Raw genomic sequence first — 19,238 nt, 5'->3', positions numbered from 1 at the left:
CGAAAGGTAGTCCAGTCAAGCCTCATGATGGCGCTATGGCCCGCGCTCCTTACACCCCGATCTCCGCCTCACCGCTCGAACAGCTCCGCTCGGGCGGTCTCGGACGGAGGCTCCCGCAGCTGGTGTTCGGACTGATGCTCTATGGCTGGTCGATGTCGCTGATGATCGAGGCGGGCCTCGGCCTGGACCCGTGGGACGTCTTCCACGAAGGGCTGACACGCTATCTGCCGCTCACCTTCGGCCAGATCACCATCCTCGTCGGCGCCCTCGTCTTGCTGCTGTGGATCCCTCTGCGGCAATGGCCGGGCGTCGGCACGATCCTCAACGTGATCCTCATCGGCGTCGCCGTCGACCAGGGCCTGTGGCTCCTCGAGCAGCCGGACTCTCTCGGGCTTCGTGCCGTGATGCTGGTCGCCGGCGTCGTGCTCAACGGTCTCGCCGGCGCGCTCTACATCGGCGCGCACCTCGGTCCCGGGCCCCGCGACGGACTCTTTTTGGGACTCGTCCGTCGTACGGGGTACAGCGTGCGGCTGATGCGGACGTCGGTCGAGATCGCCGTGCTCGCTCTCGGCTGGGTGCTCGGCGGGACCGTCGGGGTGGGCACCGTGCTCTATGCGCTCGCGATCGGCCCGCTCGTCCAGGCGTTCCTGCCGCTCGTCCAGGTGCAGATGCGTGAGCCGGAGATCGCGCCCGAGCCCGCTTGACCCGAATGTCTCAGATGCGGGTCGCGAGGATGACCGAGGCGTCCTCGGCGACCATGACCTCGACGGAGATGAAGCGCTCGTCGGTCAGCCACTGCTCGCGCACGACGTCGACGCGGCCCTCGTAGATCGGGGGCCAGGTGAACGACGGAGTGAAGTCATCGAGCACGACGATCCCGCCCGGCTCCATCAGGTCGGCGACGACGTCGACACTGCGCTTGACGTCGCGGACATCGACGAACAGCAGCGAGAACGGCGCGTGCTGCTCGAGGGAGCTCCAGTCGCCTGAGGTCACCTCGATCGCCGGCGTGTCGGAGAACAGGTCCTGGACGGCCTCGGCGAGCGTGGGGTCGAGCTCGGCGCTGACGATGTGGGAGCCCTTCGCGACGCCGCTCGACAGCCAGGCCGATCCGACGCCGCAGCCTGTGCCGAGCTCGGCGAGGGTGCCCGTACGGGACGCGGCGAGCGCTGCCAGCAGTCGGCCGGTCTCGTTGCGCGTGGCCGTGATGAAGCCCTTGCGCCTCGAGAGATCGAGGGCGCGCGCGACGAGGAGAGGTACTTCGGTGGGGGCGCTCACATGACGAGTCTTTCACATGTCAGAGGCCGGACAAGAGTCTCAGTCATCGAGATCATTGCCAGAACTGGTGGCGTGATCGCGAGAGCCCGCTTAAAGTCGTCGGCATCATGCGGACACAGGTCGTATTCCTCATTTGCCGCGGCGGGGCCACTTAGGCCGACACCTCGCCGCGGTGCTTGGCGTTGGCCGACTACCCGCAGCGAGGATCCCGCAGCACCACTCTTGACCTCCTCCCATTCGGGGAATCGGTTCTTCTGCCTTTCGGCCGCCGCTTCCTTTCAGGCGAACGCACGCCTATCCCGAACAGGAGAGACCGATGTACGAGATGCAGTACTCAGAGTGGGGCCCGAGCCGTCACTGGTCCGAGAGTGCCTGGAACGACGAGGGGCGCGACGAAGGTCCGCGCAACCCCGTCCAGACCGCGCTCGACCTGCGCGACAACGGCGGGCCGCGACCGGACGACAACTGACCGCCCGGCCTGACCAGATGGTGAGATCCCAGTATCAGATGCTGGGACCCGTGTGAGTAGAGTACGAGACATGACACGCAGCTTCTCCCTGGCCGTGATCCCCGGAGACGGGATCGGCCCCGAGGTCGTCTCCGAGGCGACCCGCGTCCTCGACGAGGTCGCGCGCGCCCACGACGTGACGTTCGCGCAGACGACGTACGTGCTCGGTGCCGAGCACTACCTCGACACGGGAGAGGTCCTGCCTGACGCGACGCTGGCCGAGATCCGCAGCCACGACGCGATCCTTCTCGGCGCGATCGGTGGCAAGCCGGGCGATCCCCGACTGCCCGCCGGACTCCTGGAGCGCAACCTGCTCCTCCGTCTTCGCTTCGAGCTCGACCACTACGTGAACCTCCGTCCCACGAAGACGCACTCACAGGTCGATTCCCCGCTCCGCAACCCCGGCGACGTCGACTTCGTCGTGGTCCGCGAGGGCACCGAGGGCCCGTACGTCGGCAACGGCGGCCGGCTCCGGGCCGACACGCCTCACGAGGTGGCGACCGAGGTCAGCCTCAACACCGCCTTCGGGGTCGAGCGTGTCGTCCGCGACGCCTTCGCCCGTGCGCAGGCCCGTCGCAAGAAGCTCACGCTGGTCCACAAGACCAACGTCCTCGTCCACTCCGGAAGCCTCTGGTCGCGCATCGTCGACGCCGTCGCCCCGGAATTCCCCGAGGTCACCGTGGACTACCTCCACGTCGACGCCGCGACGATCTTCTTCGTCACCGACCCGGCGCGCTTCGACGTGATCGTCACCGACAACCTGTTCGGCGACATCCTCACCGACCTCGCCGGCGCCATCTCCGGTGGCATCGGCCTTGCGGCGAGCGGCAACATCAACCCCAGCCGTACGGCACCGAGCATGTTCGAGCCGGTCCACGGCTCCGCGCCCGACATCGCCGGGCAGGGCATCGCCGACCCGACGGCCGCGATCGGCTCCGTCGCACTGCTGCTCGACCACCTCGGGCTTCCCGAGGCCGCCGCGCAGATCGACCGTGCGATCGCCGCCGACATCAGCGCTCGTACGGGCAAGCGCAGCACCAAGGAGGTGGGGGAGGCCATCGCGGCGCGCGTGGCCGGTGACGTATCAGGGGTGTGACCCACATCCCCTCTCGTCACCGCACCGTTAGGTCAAGTACCGTGCCAATCATGACCACCTCCGCCGACGCCACGTTCTCGTACGCGCTGGAGCCGACGCCTTCGCCCGTGCCTGAGCAGCGTCGCGCCGAGATCCTTGCCAACCCCGGGTTCGGGCTGCACTTCACCGATCACATGTTCACCGCCGAGTGGACGCCCGAGACCGGATGGGCCGCTCCGACGGTCAAGCCGTACGGCCCGCTGCAGCTCGATCCGGCGACTGCCGTCCTGCACTACGCGCAGGAGATCTTCGAGGGCCTCAAGGCGTACGCGCACGCCGACGGCTCGGTCTGGACGTTCCGTCCGGACGCCAACGCCGAGCGGTTCCAGCGCTCCGCGCACCGCCTCGCGCTCCCCGAGCTGCCCGTCGACTGGTTCGTCGGCTCGATCGACGCCCTCGTCCAGGCCGACCGCGCGTGGGTCCCGACCGGGGGAGAGACAAGCCTCTACCTGCGCCCGTTCATGTTCGCCTCCGAGGCGTTCCTCGGTGTGCGGCCGAGCAAGCACGTCACGTACTGCGTGATCGCCTCGCCCGCCGGTGCCTACTTCGCCGGCGGCGTCAAGCCTGTCAACATCTGGCTCTCGCGCGAGTACGCCCGCGCGGGCGCCGGCGGCACGGGTGCGGCGAAGTGCGGCGGCAACTACGCGTCGAGCCTGCTTCCTCAGCAGATCGCGGCCGAGCACGGCTGCGACCAGGTGGTGTTCCTCGACTCCGAGCAGCACACCTACATCGAGGAGCTCGGCGGGATGAACCTCTATTTCGTCCACGACGACGGCACCATCGTGACGCCGGCGAGCGACTCCATCCTCGAGGGCATCACGCGTGACGCGCTCGGCACCATCGCGGCCGACCTCGGCCACACCGTCGAGCACCGCCGCTTCAGCATCGACGAGTGGATCGACGGTGTCTCGAGCGGGCGTGTGACCGAGGTGTTCGCGTGCGGGACTGCTGCGGTCGTCACGCCGGTCGGCGCGCTGCGCTGGGACGGTGGCGAGGTCGTGAGCAGCGAGGGCGACGGCGGCAAGGTCACGATGGCGATCCGCGAGGCGCTCATCGACCTGCAGTACGGCCGTACGCCCGACACCCACGACTGGATGCACCGCGTCGTCTGATCGCGCTGGCGTGGGGCGCCGCGGCGTAGCGCGACGCCCCACGTGGTCGCTCAGCGCACGCGGACCTTTCCGATCCTTCGGTTGTCTGCCGACGACGACCCGACGTACACGGCGGTGTTGCCCTCAGGCGTCACCCAGCCGTGGGTGTCCTCGTCCCAGTACGACAGGGACTCCTTCGGCACCTTGATCGTGATCGTCTTGGAGCGACGGGGCGCGAGTGTCACGCGCTCGTACCCGGCGAGCTGTCGCGGCGGCGACTCGACGCCGGGCAGGCGCCCGACGTACACCTGCGGCACGGCGGTGCCGCGGCGGTTGCCGGTGTTGGTGACGCGGACGCGCACCGACACCTTCTTGCCGCCGCGGTTGCCCTTGACGACCTGCGCTCGTGAGAAGCGGAACTGTGTGTACGACAGCCCGTACCCGAACGCGTACGAGGGCTCGACCCGGTTCTCGAGAAATCCCCGGTAGCCGACGAAGATGCCCTCGTCGTACACCTCGGTGCCCTCGTTGGGCGTCGGGACCTGATCTTCGTTGCGTGGCACGGTGACCGGCAGGCGGCCGGACGGGTTGACGTCGCCGAAGAGCACGTCGGCGATCGCGTTGCCCTGCTCCTGCCCCGGGTACCAGGCCTGAAGGATGCCCCGGACCCCGCGCTGCCAGGACGCGACGGTCGTCGGAGAGCCCGTCGTGATCACGACGATCGTGCGCGGGTTGACGGCGGCGACCTTGCGGATCAGCTGCTCCTGCTCCTTCGGGAGGCCGAGGTTCGGTCGGTCGACGCCCTCGGTCTCGTAGTTGCGCACCACCACGACGGCCGTGTCGGCGTCGTCCGCAGTGTCGACCGCCTCCTGCATCGCCGGGCTGGTGATCGTGTCCGCGTGGGTCCACCAGAACCGGAGCTGGCCGCCCTGGTAGCTGTTGAGCGCCGGTGCGGCGTAGTCGATCGCGACCGCGTGCGGCTCGCCCGCCTCGAAGAAGATCCGCTCGCCGGACGTCCCGAGGTCACCGCTCCGGTCGACGACCTCCTCGCCTTCGATGGTGAGCGTCGCATCGCCGCGGGCGGTGAGCCCGAGCGTGTAGAACCCGTCGGTCGGCGCGGTGAACGTCCCGCGCCACTGCACCGACAGGTCGCCGGTCAGCCCGAAGTCACCTCGTGACGTCGGGATCTTCGGAGAGGCGGCGTTGAACCCCGGGAAGTTCTGGAACCCGAAGTTGATGTTCGCGTTCGGATCATCCTGGACGAGGTGTGGTGCACCGGAGAACGTCGTGTTGCTCCAGTACGTGGCGCTCAGCCCCGTACCGCTGCCGTCCTCGGGTGTCAGCACGGACGACGGGACGGGTGCCGGACCGGGCAACAGGTCTCCTTCGGAGATGCCGTCGGTCCCTGCTGCGTACGAGACGTCGACGCCAGATCCCGCCCGGTTCTCGATGCCCTCGAGCGGGCTGACCGAGGCGGTCGGCATGGAGATCTGGGACGAGCCGCCGCCCTGTGCCGACGTGTTGTCCGCGTCAGGTCCGATGACGGCGATCGACCGCGAGCGGCGGGTCAGAGGCAGCGCCTCGCCGCGGTTCTTCAGCAGGACCGTGCCCTCGGCGGCGACCTTGCGAGCAAAGTCGCTGTTGCGCTCCTTGTCCCACTCGGTCACGACGGGGCGATCGTCGAAGAGCCCTAACCCGATCATCGGGCGCAGGATCCGTCGCGCCATGTCGTCGAGGCGTTCCATCGACACCTCACCAGCTGCGACGGCGGCGACGAGCCGTTCGCCGAAGTTGGCGCTGCCCGGGCCCTGGTCTCCGGGCTGCTCCTGGTCGAGGCCGGCGTTGGCGGCCTGCACGGTGCTGGGCGTCGCGTTGTAGTCGCTCATGATGAACCCGCGGAAGCCGAGCTGCTGCTGCAGGATCGTCGTCATTGCGTCGTTCTCGCACGAGTACGTGCCGTTGAGCTTGTTGAACGAGCACATCATCGCGCCGGGCTTGCCGTCGCGCTGGACGATCCCGAACGGGCGCACATAGATCTCCTGGAGCGCGCGCTCGTCGACCACGGCGTTCACGTTGAAGCGGTCCGTCTCCTGGTTGTAGGCGAACGGGTGCTTGGCGGTCGCGACGACGGGATGCGACTGGATGCCAGCAACCACGGATGCGGCGAGGTTGCCGACGAGCAGCGGGTCCTCGCCGAATCCCTCGAAGCCACGACCCCACAACGGGGTACGGGCGATGTCCGCTGATGGCGCGAGCGAGAAGTTGTGTCCGCTGTCGAAGGCCTCCTGGCCGAGCAGGGAGCCCCACTCCTCGGCGAGGTCGTCGTCGAAGGTCGCGGCGAGCGCGGTGCCCGAGGGGAGCTGGGTCGAGCTGCGGTCGATGGCCGGGTCGGCGATGCGGACGCCGAGCGGGCCGTCCGCCATCGTCGAGGCCGGGATGTCGAGGCGGGCGATGGCGTTGTTGAAGAAGCCGTAGTTGTTGTTGAGCTCGCCGGTCGCGAGGTCGGCCTTCTCCTCGGTCGTCATCTGGGCCAGGATCTCCTCGACCCGCTGCTCGACCTCAGGGGAGTCGTCCCAGTCGGTGATTCGGTACGAGTGTTCGCGTTGAGCGCCACCGGCGCCGTCACCCGGTGGGGCGGCGGCGCCGGTGGAGGCCAGTGCGACGGTCGTGGTTGCCGCGACGACGAGTGCGGCGCCGCGGAGCTTGGCTCTGTTCATGGCATGTCTCCTCCTGAGGAACCCGAGAGCACGGTTCCTGCGCGCCGTACCCGGACAAAACGGACACAAACGGCATCGAGTGGAGGAGAAGTCTCGGCGTGGTGAACGCTGAGCCCGGCTCGACGAGGGCTAGGCGAAGAGGGCGGTCGCCGGGTCGTCGTGCAGGGCGACGACCAGCAGGTCGTCGTCAGGGTCGTACGTCAAGGTGACGTCGACACTGCGCGCCAGGGTCGGATCGTCCCCGCCGGCCGAGGCGTCGCCGTACCCTCTCGCCACGTCGCGGAGCGTGATCGTCGCCGGTCCGACGGGGTCGTTGTCGGGCCACTCCTCGACCATCCGCTGCGCGATGCCGGTGAGCACCGCGTCGTACATCGGAAGCCGCCCGGCCTCGATGCCCGAGACGACGAGCTCGGGCAGTCCGAACCGCGCGAGGCCGTGCGTCGTCGACACCTCGTCGGACGGGTGCTCGAGGACGAACCAGTCGCTGGCGCGGACGACGTCGGGGTGCGGCGCCGTCGAGAGCAGCCTGGGCACCGCCGAGTCGATCACGACGCCGACGTGCTCGGCGGCGAGTGCGCGGGCGGCCGCCTGCGTACGCCGTTGCGTCTCGAGCGCGTCACCCGGTGCCGACTCGCCCGTGACCGCGGTCGCGTACGGGAGCGACTCGGCGAAGCGCACGGCTTTCGGGCTCGACCCGCGCGCGAGCAGCAGGCTCGGGGGCGGGACCGGGGGATCAGCGAGGTCGGACTCCAGCGGCTCGTCGGTGAGCACGACGTAGAGCGCAGACACCGTCCCCGGCACGGACACGGGTCGGCTCACGAGGACGCCGTCGTGGCGGGAGGAGGCGTCGTGGGGTCGTCGCCGACCTGGACCACGAGCTTGCCGAAGTTCTCGCCGCGCAGCATGCCGAGGAACGCGGCCGGGGCGTTCTCGAGGCCCTCGACCACGTCCTCGCGGTAGCGGATCTTGCCGTCGGCCAGCCAGCCGCGCACGTCTTCGAGGAAGTCGCGGTAGTGCGCCCGCACGAACTCGCGCTGGATGAAGCCACGCACTGTCAGGCTCTTGGTCAGGATGCGGCTCATCAGCATCGGGACACGGTCGGGGCCGTCGGGCAGCGAGGTCGCGTTGTACTGCGAGACCAGACCGCACACGGGGATGCGCCCGAACTCGTTCATGCGGGGAAGCACCGCGTCGAACACCTTGCCGCCGACGTTCTCGAAGTAGACGTCGATGCCTTCGGGTGTCGCTGCGGCGAGGCTGTCGACGAAGTCGGGGGCGGTGTGGTCGAGCGCCACCTCGAAGCCCAGCTCGTTCTTGACGTACGCGACCTTCTCGGGGCCGCCGGCGATGCCGACGGCGCGAGCGCCCTTGAGCTGCGCGATCTGGCCAACCGCCGAACCGACCGGACCTGCGGCCGCCGCGACGACGACCGTCTCTGATGGTCTCGGTGCGCCGATCAGCAGCAGCCCCGCGTACGCAGTGAAGCCGGGCATCCCGAGCACGCCGAGAGCGGTCGAGATCGGCGCACGGGTCGGGTCGAGCCTCCGGACGGCCTTGTCGGACGCGACAGCGTACTGCTGCCATCCGGTGTGGGCGAGGACGATGTCGCCAACGTCGACCATGTCAGTCTTCGAGGCGATGACCTCGCAGACCGTCCCGCCTTCCATCACGCCGCCGACCGGGACGGGTTCGGCGTACGACTCGGCCTCGGACATTCGGCCCCGCATGTACGGGTCGAGGGAGAGGTAGATCGTCCGCAGGAGCACCTCGTTCTCGCCAGGCGAGGGCGTCGACTCCAGAGCGAGCGCGAAGTTCTCGGCCGTCGGTTCGCCGTGCGGTCGGCTCGCGAGCCTCACAGTGAGGTTGGACTCGGACTCAGGGGTTGTGGTGGAAGTCATGGTCCGGCCAGTCTAGAGTGGCTTCATGCCTCGTGTGACCGGCCTCTTCATTAGACAGCGCGTCTGACCTACCTCCCAGGTCCGACGCGCAGCCTCTCGTACTCCGAGGGGCATTTTTTATGGGCGGGCGCACCTGCCCACTCGGGAGGAGACACCGGACACGGACCCGAGCAGGAGAACGAGATGACCGAGCCGACCCGCACCGAGGCGGACCCGACCTTCCACGTGTACGACACGACGCTGCGTGACGGCGCTCAGCAGGAGGGACTCAACCTCTCCGTCGCCGACAAGCTCGTGATCGCTCGCCACCTCGACGCGCTCGGCGTCGGCTACATCGAGGGCGGCTGGCCGGGCTCCAATCCCAAGGACACGGACTTCTTCGCGCGTGCCCGTACGGAGCTGACACTGCAGCACGCGACCCTGGCGGCGTTCGGCGCGACCCGGCGCGCGGGCGTGGCCGCCGCGGACGACCCGCTGGTCGGCGCGCTGAGAGAGTCCGGCGCGTCGGTGGTGACGCTCGTGGCCAAGAGTCACGACCGACACGTCGAGCTGGCCCTGCGGACGTCGCTCGAGGAGAACCTCGCAATGGTCCACGACACAGTCACGCACCTGCGGGCGCACGGGCAGCGGGTCTTCCTCGACTGCGAGCACTTCTTCGACGGCTATCGCCAGAACCGTGCGTACGCGCTGGAGGTCGTCCGTACGGCCGCGGAGGCGGGCGCGGAGGTCGTCGTGCTGTGCGACACCAACGGAGGCATGCTCCCGCACTGGGTCGGCGAGATCGTCGGTGATGTGGCGGCGTCGACCGGCGCGCGGCTCGGCATCCACGCGCACAACGACACCGGGTGCGCGGTCGCCAACTCGCTCGCCGCGGTCGCCGCGGGTGCGACGCACCTGCAGGGGTGCGTCAACGGGTACGGCGAACGGACCGGCAATGCCGACCTCATCACCTGCGTCGCCAACCTCGAGCTCAAGCTGGGCCAGAAGGTCGTCCCGGCGGGCGCGCTGCGCGAGGCGAGCCGGATCGGCCACGCGATCGCGGAGGTCACGAACTACCCGCCCGCGGCGCGCCAGCCGTACACGGGCGTCTCTGCGTTCGCGCACAAGGCGGGCCTGCACGCGAGCGCGATCCGGGTCGACCCCGACCTCTACCAGCACATCGATCCCGAGCTTGTCGGCAACGACATGCGGCTGCTCGTCTCGGAGATGGCCGGGCGGGCGACGATCGAGCTCAAGGGCAAGGAGCTCGGCTTCGACCTCAGCGGAGACACCGAGACGCTCTCGCGCGTCACCGACGTCGTCAAGGTCCGCGAGCAGGCCGGCTACACGTTCGAGGCGGCCGACGCCTCGTTCGAGCTGCTGCTCGCGGAGATGGTTGAGGGTGCGCGTCCTTCGTACTTCGACGTCGAGTCGTGGCGGGTCATCACCGAGTCGCACCACGCCGCCGGTGAGGAGGCGCCGTCCGAGGCGACCGTCAAGATCGTGGCCGGCGGGCAGCGCTACGTCGTGACGGGGGAGGGCAACGGACCGGTCTCCGCGCTCGACCACGCACTGCGGCAGGCGATCGAGCGGGCGTTCCCCGACGTCGCGTCGTTCGGACTGAACGACTACCGCGTGCGCATCCTCGACGAGGCCGGCGGTACGGACGCCGGCATCCGCGTGCTCATCGGCACCACCGACGGCACCGACACGTGGACCACGGTCGGCGTCGGTCACAACATCGTCGAGGCGTCGTGGGAGGCGCTGCTCGACGCGTTCACGTACGGGCTGCGCCGCGTCCTGACCTGACGTACGACCCGACAAAAGGACCCGACGCTTCACCCCCAGATCCGGGGTGAAGCGTCGGGTCCTTTTGTCGGGTCGTACGTCAGCAGGTCACCAGTTGGTGGCGCCGCGGGGGAGCTTCACGTGGGACGGGTGATACAGGTACGAGACGCCGTCGGTCGAGTCCTGCCACACCTTCTCGAAGTTCTCGCGGGTGTAGACGTTGCGGACCGCCTCGTTGCTGTTCGACGCAGGGTCGTTGAGGATCGGGTCGCCGTCGGCGGTGAACCCGATGATGACCATGAGGTGGCCGTCGGTCTCGTAGCCCGCCTCGGGCATCTCGTCGAGGTCCCACGAGAGTGACGTGATGACCGGGATCCCGGCGGCAACGAGCCGCTCGGCCTCCGCGAGCGACCGCAGCCGCGTCACGAACGTGTCAAGGCCGAACGTATGGGCGTACGCGGCGTTGAAGGGCCAGTTGCCGGCGCCCTCGTACGTGTAGTCCCACGTCATCATCGCCGCGTAGTCGACCTGCGGGTCGCCGTTGGGGGCGACGATGTCGCGCAGCTCGTGGCGCGGGACCTGGTGCTTCTTGCCCCAGTAGTACTGCACCATCGTCGTGGAGGTCGGGGAGCACCAGACCTGGCCGCCGCCCCCGAACTCCGGGTACTCGCCCTTGTGGATGTTCTGCGAGAACCGCGGCACGTCGAGCTCGACGTGCCGGCCGAGCGTGAAGTCGCTGGTGACGCCGTCGTCGCCACCGAGCAGCTCGTTGGTCATCGTCGTGACGCCGTTGAGCCGCGGTGTCGCGTGGCTGCCCTCGGGACGCAGGAGCGTCACCCGGGTCTGGTAGGCGACGGGCTCCTTGCCGGTACGTGCCGAGAACGTGTCGGTGTAGACGGTGGCGTCGGTGTCACCCTGGCCGTTGAGCGAGGTGCGGTGGATGTCGCCGCCCTCGAAGTCGTCGCCCGAGGCCCAGCGCCCCAGGACGTACCACTTCGTCCACGTGCCATCCGGGCGCTGGCCGCGGAACGTGGTCTCGACGAAGGTGCCGGTCGGCGTGATCGCATTCCAGGAGGTGATCGACTCGTCGATCGCGTAGCCGGGAGTCATGACGGGTGACGTCCAGGTGCCGTACTCGTACGTCCGGGCGACGCCGTCGCCGTGCGGGTCGGCGTAGGTGGTGGTCTGGGTCGTACGGGGCGAGACGACCAGGCTCCCGCCGGCGCCGGGGCGTACGCCGTCCCAGCTGCCCTCGCGGAAGTCGGCGATCCCGTCCCAGTGCTCGGTGGTGATCTGGGTCGTGGCGGGCTCGACAGCGGGCGCCGATGACGGCGCGGCGGTCGCCGGGGCCGTCAGGGTGAGCAGGGTGGCGAGACTTGCGATACCGATCGATGTCTTGCGGAACATGGCCGCTCCTCAGGGTCGTGAAGGCGAGGATCCTGTCGCGCGACCAGAGTGGCAGGGAAACCGCCCTCTCCGCTAGAGGTGCGGGGAGGTGTGATGGGGAGTCGGTGCCGTCAGATGAGGAACGTATCTCGCCGCATTCTCAGGCGGGCTGCAGCCGCACCACCGTCGACGCCGAACGCGACCGCCGCGTGTTGCGGGTGCGCTGGACCAGTCGCGAGTGCCGGTCGAGCGCGGCGTGCGGGTCGCGGTAGACCGGGCCGAGCGCGATCGCCCCGGCTGCTGCTGCCTGGACCTCGGCGCCGAACCGCGACAGCGTGATCGGCACGGGCCCGAGCCCCGTCGTGCGGCGGAACGCGTCGAGCACGACCGACGCGGCGGCCGGGTATGCGGTGAAGGCCTGGCCGGCGAGGACGACGCGGTCGGGGTCGAGGAGGTCGCGGATGATCGCGACCGCGCGGCCGAGGTGGTCGGCGCGGTCGATGAGGAGCTCGTGCGCGTCGACGTCCCCGGCGAGCGCGGCGGCATGGACCAGCTCGACGTCGGGCCGTTCGACGATACCGGCGGCCGCAGCCCGCGGGCCGATCGTGGCGACGGTGGCGCCGAGGCAGCCCCGTGCGCCGCAGGGGCACGGGGCGTCGGAGGTCGTCGGGAGGTGCGTGACGCTGCCCGTACGGCGTCCACTGGAGGGGATGACCCCGTCGTGGACGGTCGCGACGCCGACGGTCTCGCGTGCATAGACGTACGTTGACGTCCCGTGTGCGTGCTCGGGGGAGAAGAGGAGGTCGGCGGCGGCGACAGCGGCGACGTGGTCGGCGGTCGAGGTGGGGAGTGTGGTGGTGTCGCGCAGCGTCCGACCGGCGACGGCGGGGGAGCGGTCGAGAGCTTCCCACGGTGCGACGACCGCGGCGGTGATGAGCGTACGGCCGCCGATCCCGGCGTGCAGTCCGATCAGACGGCGGGCGGCGGCCTTGACCAGGTCGGCGTCGCCTCCGCGGGTCGGGAGGTGGGCGACGCCGAGCACGTGGCCGCGCAGGTCGGTGAGCGCGACGGTCGTGACGAGGCGCCCGATGTGGACGGCGCCGGCGGCGAGCAGGCGGTCATCGACCTCGACGGGGACGCTCGGGCGACCGACGTGCCCGGAGCGAGTGCAGTCGGGTCGCTCGCGTAGCAGGCCGCGGCGGACGAGCGAGGTGACCTGACGGCCGATCGTGGCCGCGCTGAGACCCGTGGACTCAGCGATCTGGTCGCGGAAGGCGACGCCGTGGTGGAGCACGGTGCGGAGCACGAGCCCAGCGGTTGAGCTGTCCTGCGTCATGGTGTTCACGTGCCCTCGCTTCTCCCCGGGTGACAAGGCATCCGTTTCAAGACGTACTACTAAGTGCATAAAGTTAGGTGACAAGAAGGACCTTATCCGGACACGAGGGTCGTGTGCAGGTGTCTCGGACGCCGAGAAGGCGCGTGTCGCGTTGAGATCACGGTGAGCGCAACCCTCCGCCACCCCCGTACGAGCAGGCATCGTGGGCGGTGACGGAGCGGGTGGAGGGCAGACGGCGGCTCTCCACCCGCCCGGTCTCGGGGTCAGCGGGTGCCACCCGGACGTCATACGAATTGAGGGTCGGGACCCACCGTTCGTATGACGTTGCGGGGTGGGGTCAGGCGGCGGCCAGGACGCGGTCGTAGTCCGCGAGGAGTCGCACGCGCAGGGCGGCGGCGCACTCGGCGTGCTCGCGCTGCAGGCGGACGTACTCGGCCTTGCCCTCCGCCGTCTCGATCCGTACGGGCTCGTAGCCCAGCGCGGCGAGGTCGTACGGCGCCGCGCGCATGTCGAGCTCGCGCACGTCGCGGGCCAGCGCGAAGCAGTCGAGCAGCAGGTCGGAGTCGCCGTACGGGACGAGCTTCATCGCCCACTTGTAGAGGTCCATGTTGGCGTGCAGGCAGCCGGGCTGCTCGAGCGCACGCTGCGTCTCGCGGCTCGGCGCGAGCGCATTGCGCGGCACCGCGTCGGGCGTGAAGAACCGGAACGCGTCAACGTGGCTGCAGCGCAGCTGGTGCGACTCGACGACGGCGTCGGTGCCGTCCGCTCCGAGACGCAGCGGCCATGCCACGTGGCGCACCTCGTGGGGCGTCTGCCGATAGACCATCGCCCACTCGTGCAGCCCGAAGCAGTCCAGCCGCGCCGTGCGCCCGGCCGTCATCGCGAGCAGGCCGCGGATCCACTCCATGCCCTCGCGGCGGCCCGCGAGGCGGCTCACGTCCGCCCCCACGGCCGTACGGCCGTCGGGGAGGTCGACGGTGCGGTACGACCCGAGCGCCGCGTACTCCGAGGCGTCGCCCCCGAGCAGCACCCCCACGCCGGGATGCCAGCGAGTCAGGCGCGCGGGCTTGTAGCCGTAGTACTCGAACAGGAAGTCGTCGACCGGATGCTTCTCACCGCGACCACGACGCGCCAGCCGGCCCGCGACGTACGGCACGGCGCGCTCGCGATGCGCGTCGGCCCGCGCCCGCCAGTCGGCCTCGTCGAGGATCATCCACACCGGTCACAGGTCCCGAAGATCTCGAGGGTGTGCGACATCTGGCCGAAGCCGTGCTCAGCGCCGACCTGCTCGACCCACCTCTCCAGCGCCGGGCCCTGGACCTCCGCGGTGCGTCCGCACTCGCGGCACACGAGGTGGTGATGGTGGTGGTCGGTACGGCAGCGGCGATAGAGCGTCTCGCCGTCGTCGCTGCGCAGCTGGTCGACCTCGTCGGCGTCGGCGAGGGCCTGGAGGTTGCGGTAGACCGTCGACAGCCCGACCGACTCGCCGCGGTCGCGCAGCGCGTCGTGGATCTCGCGGGCGCTCGCGAAGCCGTCGAGGTCGTCCATCACCGCGGCCACCGCACGGCGCTGGCGGGTCGTACGGACGGGGGTCTCGGTCATGCTGCCTCCTCCACGGGCACCGGGACGGGCGTCTCGCGCCGTCGGTGCGAGCGTACGAGATGGCCGAGAGGCGCCACCGCGAGGAACACCGCGAGCGCCACGATGACGATCGTCGGGCCCGGTTGCGTGTTGATCTGGTAGCTGCCGAGCACGCCGGCGACGGCGGCGAAGGTGCCGATCACCATCGCCAGGACGAACGTGCCACGGAAGCTGCGGGTGACCTGCTGCGCCGCCGCGACCGGGACGACCATCAGCGCCGAGACGAGCAGCAGGCCGACGGTGCGCATCGAGACCGTGACGGTGACGGCCGCGAGCACGGCGATGAGTAGCGCGTACGCCCGTACCGGCACGCCGGACACCCGGGCGTGCTCCTCGTCCTGGCACACGGCGAACAGCTGCGGCGACAGGCCCGCGGACAGCAGCATCACCACCGCACCCAGGACCACCACGATCGTGAGGTCGGTGCTGTCGATGGTCGTGATCGAGCCGAACAGATATCTGTTGAGCGTCGCCGCCGAGCCGCCGGCGAGGTTCGTGAGCATGACGCCACCGGCGATCCCGCCGTAGAAGAGCAGCGCCAGCGCGACGTCGCCGCTGGTGCGGCCGTACGTACGCATGAGCTCGATCGCGACGGCGCCGAGGATGCTCACGATCACGGCGGTCACGAGCGGCTGCGTGTTGGTGAGCAGTCCAGCCGCGACCCCGGTGAGGGCGATGTGGCCGATGCCGTCGCCGAGCAGGGCGAGACGGCGCTGGACCAGGTACGTCCCGATGGCGGGTGCGGTCAGTCCGGTGATCAGCGCAGCGAGCAGCGCCATCTGCATGAAGTCGTACGAGAGGATCTCGTTCACGTCGGCCACGCTCCTGACTCCTCGATGCCCACGTGGTGCGTAGGGAGCACGAGGTGGGGGTGGTGCTGGTTGTGGGGCTCGGCCTCGGCGGCGAGGTTGCCGCCCGAGCACGGGCCGTCATAGGCGACGCGTCCGTCGCGCAGCACCACGGCGCGGTCGATCATCGGCTCGAACGGGCCGAGCTCGTGGGCGACCATGAAGATCGCGCGGCCTTCGCCGAGCAGGCGGGCAAAGAGGTCCGCGAGCGCGACCTGGCTGCGTGCGTCGACGCCCGCGGTCGGCTCGTCCAGCACGAGCAGGTCGGGGCGCGATGCGAGACCGCGCGCGATCATGACCCGCTGCTGCTGGCCGCCCGACAGCTCGGCCGCGGGCGACCCGGCGTACTCGACGAGGTCGACGAGCGCGAGGGCCTCGGCGACGGCGGCCTTGTCGTCTCGCGAGGCGAGGCCCACGACCGGTCGGCGCGAGAGACGGCCGCTCATCACGACCTCGTGCACCGTCGACGGCACGCCGGCGGCAGCAGTGGAGCGCTGCGGGACATAGCCGATGCGCTGGTGCTGGCGGAACCGGCGCAGCGGCGTCCCGAACAACCGCACCTCGCCGGCGGCGACCGGGATCACGCCCATCGCCGCCCGCATCAGCGTCGTCTTGCCCGAGCCGTTGCTCCCCAGGAGCACGACGAACTCTCCGGGCTCGACGGTCAGCGACACTCCGCGGACCACCTCGCGTCCGGCGAGGGAGACGTGGAGGTCGTGGACCGCCAGTGGTGCAGCGTCGGTCATGAGCAGCGGCTCGCCTTCTGGAGAGCGGCGAGGTTCTGCCGCATGAGCGAGAGGTAGGTCTCGTCTTCGGTCGCGTCGCTCAGCCCCTCGATCGGGGAGAGGACTGCGGTCGCGACGCCGGCTTCGCGGGCGATCGTGTCGGCCGTACGGGGGCTCGTGAGCTCCTCGGTGAACACGGTCGTGATGCCCTCGGACTTCACGAGCTCGATGATCTCGGCGAGCTGCTGGGTCGACGGCTCGGTGTTGGGCTCGATCCCTGCGATCGCAATCTGCTCGAGGTCGTACGCGTCGGCGAGATAGCCGAACGCGGCGTGGCTGGTGACGAACGTGCGCGTCTCGCACTGCGCGAGGCCGGTACGAAAGTCCGTGTCGAGCGCGGTCAGCTCGGCGTCGAACGCGTCGGCGTTCTCGCGGTAGGCCTCGGCGTTGTCCGGGTCGATCTCGGCGAGGCGGTCGGCCACGGCGTCGGCGATCGCCGCCATGCGCTTCGGGTCGAGCCACACGTGCGGGTCGGTGGCGCTGTGGTCGTGGTCCTCCTCGGCGTGGCCGGGCTCCTCGCCCTCGATGTGCGTGTGGCCGTCGTCGGAGGCGTCGAGCAGGTCGACCACGTCGGCGACGTCGAGGAGCGCGTCGGCGTCGAGCTCGGCCTGGTCGATCGCGTCGTTGACCTGCGGCTGGAAGTCGTCGAGATAGACGACGAGGTCGGAGTCGCGGATCTCGCCGAGCTGGCGTGGAGTCAGCTCGGCGTCGTGAGGCTCGACGCCGGGGCTGGTCAGGTTGTCCACGTCCACCATCGTGCCCCCGATCCGCTCCGCCGCGTACGCGAACGGGTACGCCGCAGCGGTCACGCGCACCGCGTCGCCGGAGCCGCCGCCGTCGGAGCCGCAGGCCGCGAGGACGAGGGCGAGCGGGGCGACGGCGAGCACGGCCAGGGGGCGGCGCCGAGTCCGACGCAGCGAGGAGGGGCGAGGCATGACGGCAGATTATTGCATTTGGGAATCATTCTCAAACCAGTTGCCCGTGGCATGGCTCATCGTGATCGCCGAGCTGGCCATCACCCCTGACAGACCGGTCTCAGCCCAGCACGGCGGTGAGGAAGCGCCCGACGGCCACGGCGACGAGGATGCCGACCACGAGGAGGCGGAGTCGCGCGAGGCCGGACGTCGGGTCGGGGGACCGGTATGCCATCCAACCCACGAAGGCGACGAGGACGAGCAGCGCGGGGATGCCGATCCGCGGCGTGGCAGCCAAGCCGGTGATGAGCAGCACGGCCGCCACGACCGGGACGGCGACGCGCGCGCCGCGAGACGTCAGCATGCGCTCGTACGGATCGCTCATGGCCGCCATCCTGCCGTACGGGCCCGGGGCGCCACTAGGCTGCGCGCGTGCTGGTCATCACGCGTTTCCGCGCCCCTTCCGAGCGAGCCGACACCTTCGCCGCCGAGCTCCGCGCCGTGGTCGACGCGCTCGCCGCTCGTCCCGGCTACGTCCACGGCTTCGCCGGACGCAACCTGGACGACCCGACCCTGTGGACGCTCACCACCCGGTGGGAGAACGTCGGCGCCTACCGCCGTGCGCTGTCCTCGTACGACGTCAAAGTCGCGGCCGCGCGGCCGTACGCCCACGCGTTGGAGGAGCCGAGCGCCTACACCGATGCGTACGAGGATGTCGTCGACGACGACCCGACGACGCGCCGTTGAGAGGGAATAGGTGAGCGGCGTCACATCTTGGGTGTCGGTATGAGCGTGAACGACATCATCCTGGGAGACGGGCTGCGCACCAGCCCGCAAGGTTTCGGCGCGATGGCGCTGACGACGGTGTACGGCGGAACCGACCCCGAGAGCGCCCTCGCGACGCTGGAGCACGCCGTCGACGTCGGGGTCACGTTCGTCGACACGGCGAACGTGTACGGCAACGGGACCAACGAGGAGCTCGTCGGCCGGCTACTCGCGAGCCGCCCGGGCCAGGTGCAGGTCGCGACGAAGTTCGGGGTCGCCGGCAACATCCGCGTCGGCGAGCGTGCCGCGCGTGGTGACGCCCCGTATGTCCGCGAGTGCGCCGAGGAGTCGCTGCGGCGGCTCGACACCGACGTGATCGACCTGTACTACCTCCACCGGATCGACACCCAGGTCGAGATCGAGGAGACGGTCGGCGCGATGGCCGAGCTCGTCGCGGAGGGCAAGGTCCGCCACCTCGGAGTCTCGGAGGTCACGGCCGACGAGCTGCGTCGCGCGCACGCCGTGCACCCGATCGCGGCCGTGCAGAGCGAGTGGTCGATCTGGAGTCGCGACGTCGAGCGTCACGTCGTGCCCGCCGCCGCCGAGCTCGGGGTCGGCTTCGTCCCGTACTCGCCGCTGGGGCGGGGCTTCCTCGCCGGCTCGGTCGGGACAACGATCCCCGAGGGTGACATGCGCCGGACCTTCCCGCGCTTCGACGCCAGCAACCTCGACGCCAACCAGGTCGTGGTCGAGACCGTACGCCGGGTGGCGGGCGAGATGGGCGCGACGCCGGCGCAGGTGGCGTTGGCGTGGGTCCACGCGCAGGCAGAGCGGTGGGGCCTGCCCGTCGTGCCGATCCCCGGCACGCGCAGGGCTGAGCGGGTCGATGAGAACCTCGGCGCGCTGGCCGTACGGCTCGATGCCGACACGATGGCGACGCTGGACGAGGTGTCCGCTGCGGTCGTCGGCGGTCGGTCGGCTGATCCGACGTGGGTGTCGGCGGGGCGGGAGTAGGGGTCTCGACAGGCTCGACCAGCGGGGGGTCTCGACAGGCTCGACCATCGGGGGGTCTCGACCAGCGGGGGTCGAAACCGCGGGGTCACTCTGCCCCCCGAGGGCGTCCGGTAGCCTGGACCGACCCACTCGGGCGCGGCACGCCACGGCGCGCC

At 70.1% G+C, this 19,238-nt stretch carries 19 protein-coding genes; 7 read left to right on the top strand and 12 right to left on the bottom strand.

Going from position 1 to position 19,238, the window contains the following annotated elements; all coding sequences use genetic code 11:
* The first annotated feature begins 35 nt into the window (after positions 1-35).
* The gene (locus HCT63_RS10180) at positions 36-704 is read left to right on the top strand and encodes a hypothetical protein (protein ID WP_167003756.1); all 669 of its coding nucleotides are present in this window, start codon (positions 36-38) and stop codon (positions 702-704) included.
* A 10-nt stretch (positions 705-714) separates the two neighbouring features.
* On the opposite strand, the gene HCT63_RS10175 is transcribed toward HCT63_RS10180, so the two are convergent.
* Entirely contained in the window at positions 715-1,278 is a 564-nt protein-coding gene (locus HCT63_RS10175) for a class I SAM-dependent methyltransferase (RefSeq protein WP_167003754.1), read from the bottom strand.
* A 316-nt stretch (positions 1,279-1,594) separates the two neighbouring features.
* Here HCT63_RS10175 and HCT63_RS10170 point away from each other — a divergent pair, with 316 nt between their 5' ends.
* The 3 genes from HCT63_RS10170 to HCT63_RS10160 all read left to right on the top strand — a co-directional run bounded on the left by HCT63_RS10170 (position 1,595) and on the right by HCT63_RS10160 (position 4,033).
* A complete protein-coding gene (locus tag HCT63_RS10170; protein ID WP_167003752.1) occupies positions 1,595-1,747 on the top strand; it encodes a hypothetical protein in 153 nt (50 codons plus the stop codon).
* A gap of 70 nt (positions 1,748-1,817) precedes the next feature.
* Positions 1,818-2,882 (top strand): 3-isopropylmalate dehydrogenase, encoded by a 1,065-nt coding sequence (locus tag HCT63_RS10165; protein ID WP_167003750.1) that lies wholly within the window; start codon positions 1,818-1,820, stop codon positions 2,880-2,882.
* A 50-nt stretch (positions 2,883-2,932) separates the two neighbouring features.
* Positions 2,933-4,033, top strand: a complete 1,101-nt coding sequence (locus HCT63_RS10160) for a branched-chain amino acid aminotransferase (protein WP_167003748.1) — start codon at positions 2,933-2,935, stop codon at positions 4,031-4,033.
* 50 nt (positions 4,034-4,083) lie between these two features.
* Here HCT63_RS10160 and HCT63_RS10155 read toward each other — a convergent pair whose 3' ends face one another.
* The 3 genes from HCT63_RS10155 to HCT63_RS10145 form a co-directional block, all read right to left on the bottom strand.
* On the bottom strand, positions 4,084-6,729 hold the full coding sequence (locus HCT63_RS10155) for a glycoside hydrolase family 3 C-terminal domain-containing protein (protein WP_167003747.1): 2,646 nt from the start codon (positions 6,727-6,729) through the stop codon (positions 4,084-4,086).
* Between the two features lie 129 nt (positions 6,730-6,858).
* Positions 6,859-7,548, bottom strand: a complete 690-nt coding sequence (locus HCT63_RS10150) for a hypothetical protein (protein WP_167003745.1) — start codon at positions 7,546-7,548, stop codon at positions 6,859-6,861.
* Positions 7,545-8,627 carry an NADP-dependent oxidoreductase gene (locus HCT63_RS10145; protein ID WP_167003743.1) on the bottom strand — a complete coding sequence of 361 codons (1,083 nt, stop codon included), beginning with the start codon at positions 8,625-8,627 and terminating at the stop codon, positions 7,545-7,547. Before HCT63_RS10145 ends, HCT63_RS10150 begins: the two co-directional genes overlap by 4 nt.
* 183 nt (positions 8,628-8,810) lie before the next feature.
* Here HCT63_RS10145 and cimA point away from each other — a divergent pair, with 183 nt between their 5' ends.
* The gene (gene cimA, locus HCT63_RS10140; RefSeq protein ID WP_167003741.1) at positions 8,811-10,415 is read left to right on the top strand and encodes a citramalate synthase; all 1,605 of its coding nucleotides are present in this window, start codon (positions 8,811-8,813) and stop codon (positions 10,413-10,415) included.
* An 87-nt stretch (positions 10,416-10,502) separates the two neighbouring features.
* Here cimA and HCT63_RS10135 read toward each other — a convergent pair whose 3' ends face one another.
* From HCT63_RS10135 to HCT63_RS10100, 8 genes are all read right to left on the bottom strand, one after another.
* Positions 10,503-11,801: a C39 family peptidase gene (locus tag HCT63_RS10135; protein WP_167003739.1), complete on the bottom strand. Its 1,299-nt coding sequence runs from the start codon at positions 11,799-11,801 to the stop codon at positions 10,503-10,505.
* Between the two features lie 139 nt (positions 11,802-11,940).
* Positions 11,941-13,116, bottom strand: coding sequence for an ROK family transcriptional regulator (locus HCT63_RS10130; protein ID WP_243843009.1), 1,176 nt, complete (start codon positions 13,114-13,116; stop codon positions 11,941-11,943).
* Between the two features lie 337 nt (positions 13,117-13,453).
* The gene (locus tag HCT63_RS10125; protein WP_167003735.1) at positions 13,454-14,329 is read right to left on the bottom strand and encodes a 3-methyladenine DNA glycosylase; all 876 of its coding nucleotides are present in this window, start codon (positions 14,327-14,329) and stop codon (positions 13,454-13,456) included.
* Positions 14,326-14,718 (bottom strand): transcriptional repressor, encoded by a 393-nt coding sequence (locus HCT63_RS10120; protein WP_167003733.1) that lies wholly within the window; start codon positions 14,716-14,718, stop codon positions 14,326-14,328. The genes HCT63_RS10125 and HCT63_RS10120 overlap by 4 nt, the downstream gene beginning before the upstream one ends.
* Entirely contained in the window at positions 14,715-15,578 is an 864-nt protein-coding gene (locus HCT63_RS10115; RefSeq protein ID WP_243842974.1) for a metal ABC transporter permease, read from the bottom strand. Before HCT63_RS10115 ends, HCT63_RS10120 begins: the two co-directional genes overlap by 4 nt.
* Complete coding sequence (locus tag HCT63_RS10110) at positions 15,566-16,351, bottom strand: metal ABC transporter ATP-binding protein (protein ID WP_167003731.1); 786 nt, start codon at positions 16,349-16,351, stop codon at positions 15,566-15,568. Before HCT63_RS10110 ends, HCT63_RS10115 begins: the two co-directional genes overlap by 13 nt.
* Entirely contained in the window at positions 16,348-17,325 is a 978-nt protein-coding gene (locus HCT63_RS10105; RefSeq protein WP_167003729.1) for a metal ABC transporter substrate-binding protein, read from the bottom strand. The genes HCT63_RS10110 and HCT63_RS10105 overlap by 4 nt, the downstream gene beginning before the upstream one ends.
* Positions 17,326-17,425: 100 nt before the next feature.
* On the bottom strand, positions 17,426-17,689 hold the full coding sequence (locus HCT63_RS10100; protein ID WP_167003727.1) for a hypothetical protein: 264 nt from the start codon (positions 17,687-17,689) through the stop codon (positions 17,426-17,428).
* A 47-nt stretch (positions 17,690-17,736) separates the two neighbouring features.
* Here HCT63_RS10100 and HCT63_RS10095 point away from each other — a divergent pair, with 47 nt between their 5' ends.
* Positions 17,737-18,051, top strand: a complete 315-nt coding sequence (locus HCT63_RS10095) for an antibiotic biosynthesis monooxygenase family protein (protein ID WP_167003726.1) — start codon at positions 17,737-17,739, stop codon at positions 18,049-18,051.
* Between the two features lie 39 nt (positions 18,052-18,090).
* Positions 18,091-19,083, top strand: a complete 993-nt coding sequence (locus HCT63_RS10090; protein ID WP_167003724.1) for an aldo/keto reductase — start codon at positions 18,091-18,093, stop codon at positions 19,081-19,083.
* The last annotated feature ends 155 nt before the right edge of the window (positions 19,084-19,238 follow it).

Origin of the sequence: Mumia sp. ZJ430 (genome assembly GCF_011751845.1) — a bacterium.
Taxonomy (GTDB): Bacteria; Actinomycetota; Actinomycetes; order Propionibacteriales; family Nocardioidaceae; genus Mumia.
This window is presented reverse-complemented; position numbering and strand designations above follow the sequence as displayed.

Coding starts and splice junctions, on each gene's coding strand:
- HCT63_RS10135 (WP_167003739.1), bottom strand. CDS start 11,801: ATGTTCCGCAAGACATCGATCGGTATCGCAAGTCTCGCCACCCTGCTC.
- HCT63_RS10130 (WP_243843009.1), bottom strand. CDS start 13,116: ATGACGCAGGACAGCTCAACCGCTGGGCTCGTGCTCCGCACCGTGCTC.
- HCT63_RS10110 (WP_167003731.1), bottom strand. CDS start 16,351: ATGACCGACGCTGCACCACTGGCGGTCCACGACCTCCACGTCTCCCTC.
- HCT63_RS10125 (WP_167003735.1), bottom strand. CDS start 14,329: ATGATCCTCGACGAGGCCGACTGGCGGGCGCGGGCCGACGCGCATCGC.
- HCT63_RS10090 (WP_167003724.1), top strand. CDS start 18,091: ATGAGCGTGAACGACATCATCCTGGGAGACGGGCTGCGCACCAGCCCG.
- HCT63_RS10100 (WP_167003727.1), bottom strand. CDS start 17,689: ATGAGCGATCCGTACGAGCGCATGCTGACGTCTCGCGGCGCGCGCGTC.
- cimA (WP_167003741.1), top strand. CDS start 8,811: ATGACCGAGCCGACCCGCACCGAGGCGGACCCGACCTTCCACGTGTAC.
- HCT63_RS10165 (WP_167003750.1), top strand. CDS start 1,818: ATGACACGCAGCTTCTCCCTGGCCGTGATCCCCGGAGACGGGATCGGC.
- HCT63_RS10105 (WP_167003729.1), bottom strand. CDS start 17,325: ATGCCTCGCCCCTCCTCGCTGCGTCGGACTCGGCGCCGCCCCCTGGCC.
- HCT63_RS10145 (WP_167003743.1), bottom strand. CDS start 8,627: ATGACTTCCACCACAACCCCTGAGTCCGAGTCCAACCTCACTGTGAGG.
- HCT63_RS10170 (WP_167003752.1), top strand. CDS start 1,595: ATGTACGAGATGCAGTACTCAGAGTGGGGCCCGAGCCGTCACTGGTCC.
- HCT63_RS10160 (WP_167003748.1), top strand. CDS start 2,933: ATGACCACCTCCGCCGACGCCACGTTCTCGTACGCGCTGGAGCCGACG.
- HCT63_RS10180 (WP_167003756.1), top strand. CDS start 36: ATGGCCCGCGCTCCTTACACCCCGATCTCCGCCTCACCGCTCGAACAG.
- HCT63_RS10155 (WP_167003747.1), bottom strand. CDS start 6,729: ATGAACAGAGCCAAGCTCCGCGGCGCCGCACTCGTCGTCGCGGCAACC.
- HCT63_RS10120 (WP_167003733.1), bottom strand. CDS start 14,718: ATGACCGAGACCCCCGTCCGTACGACCCGCCAGCGCCGTGCGGTGGCC.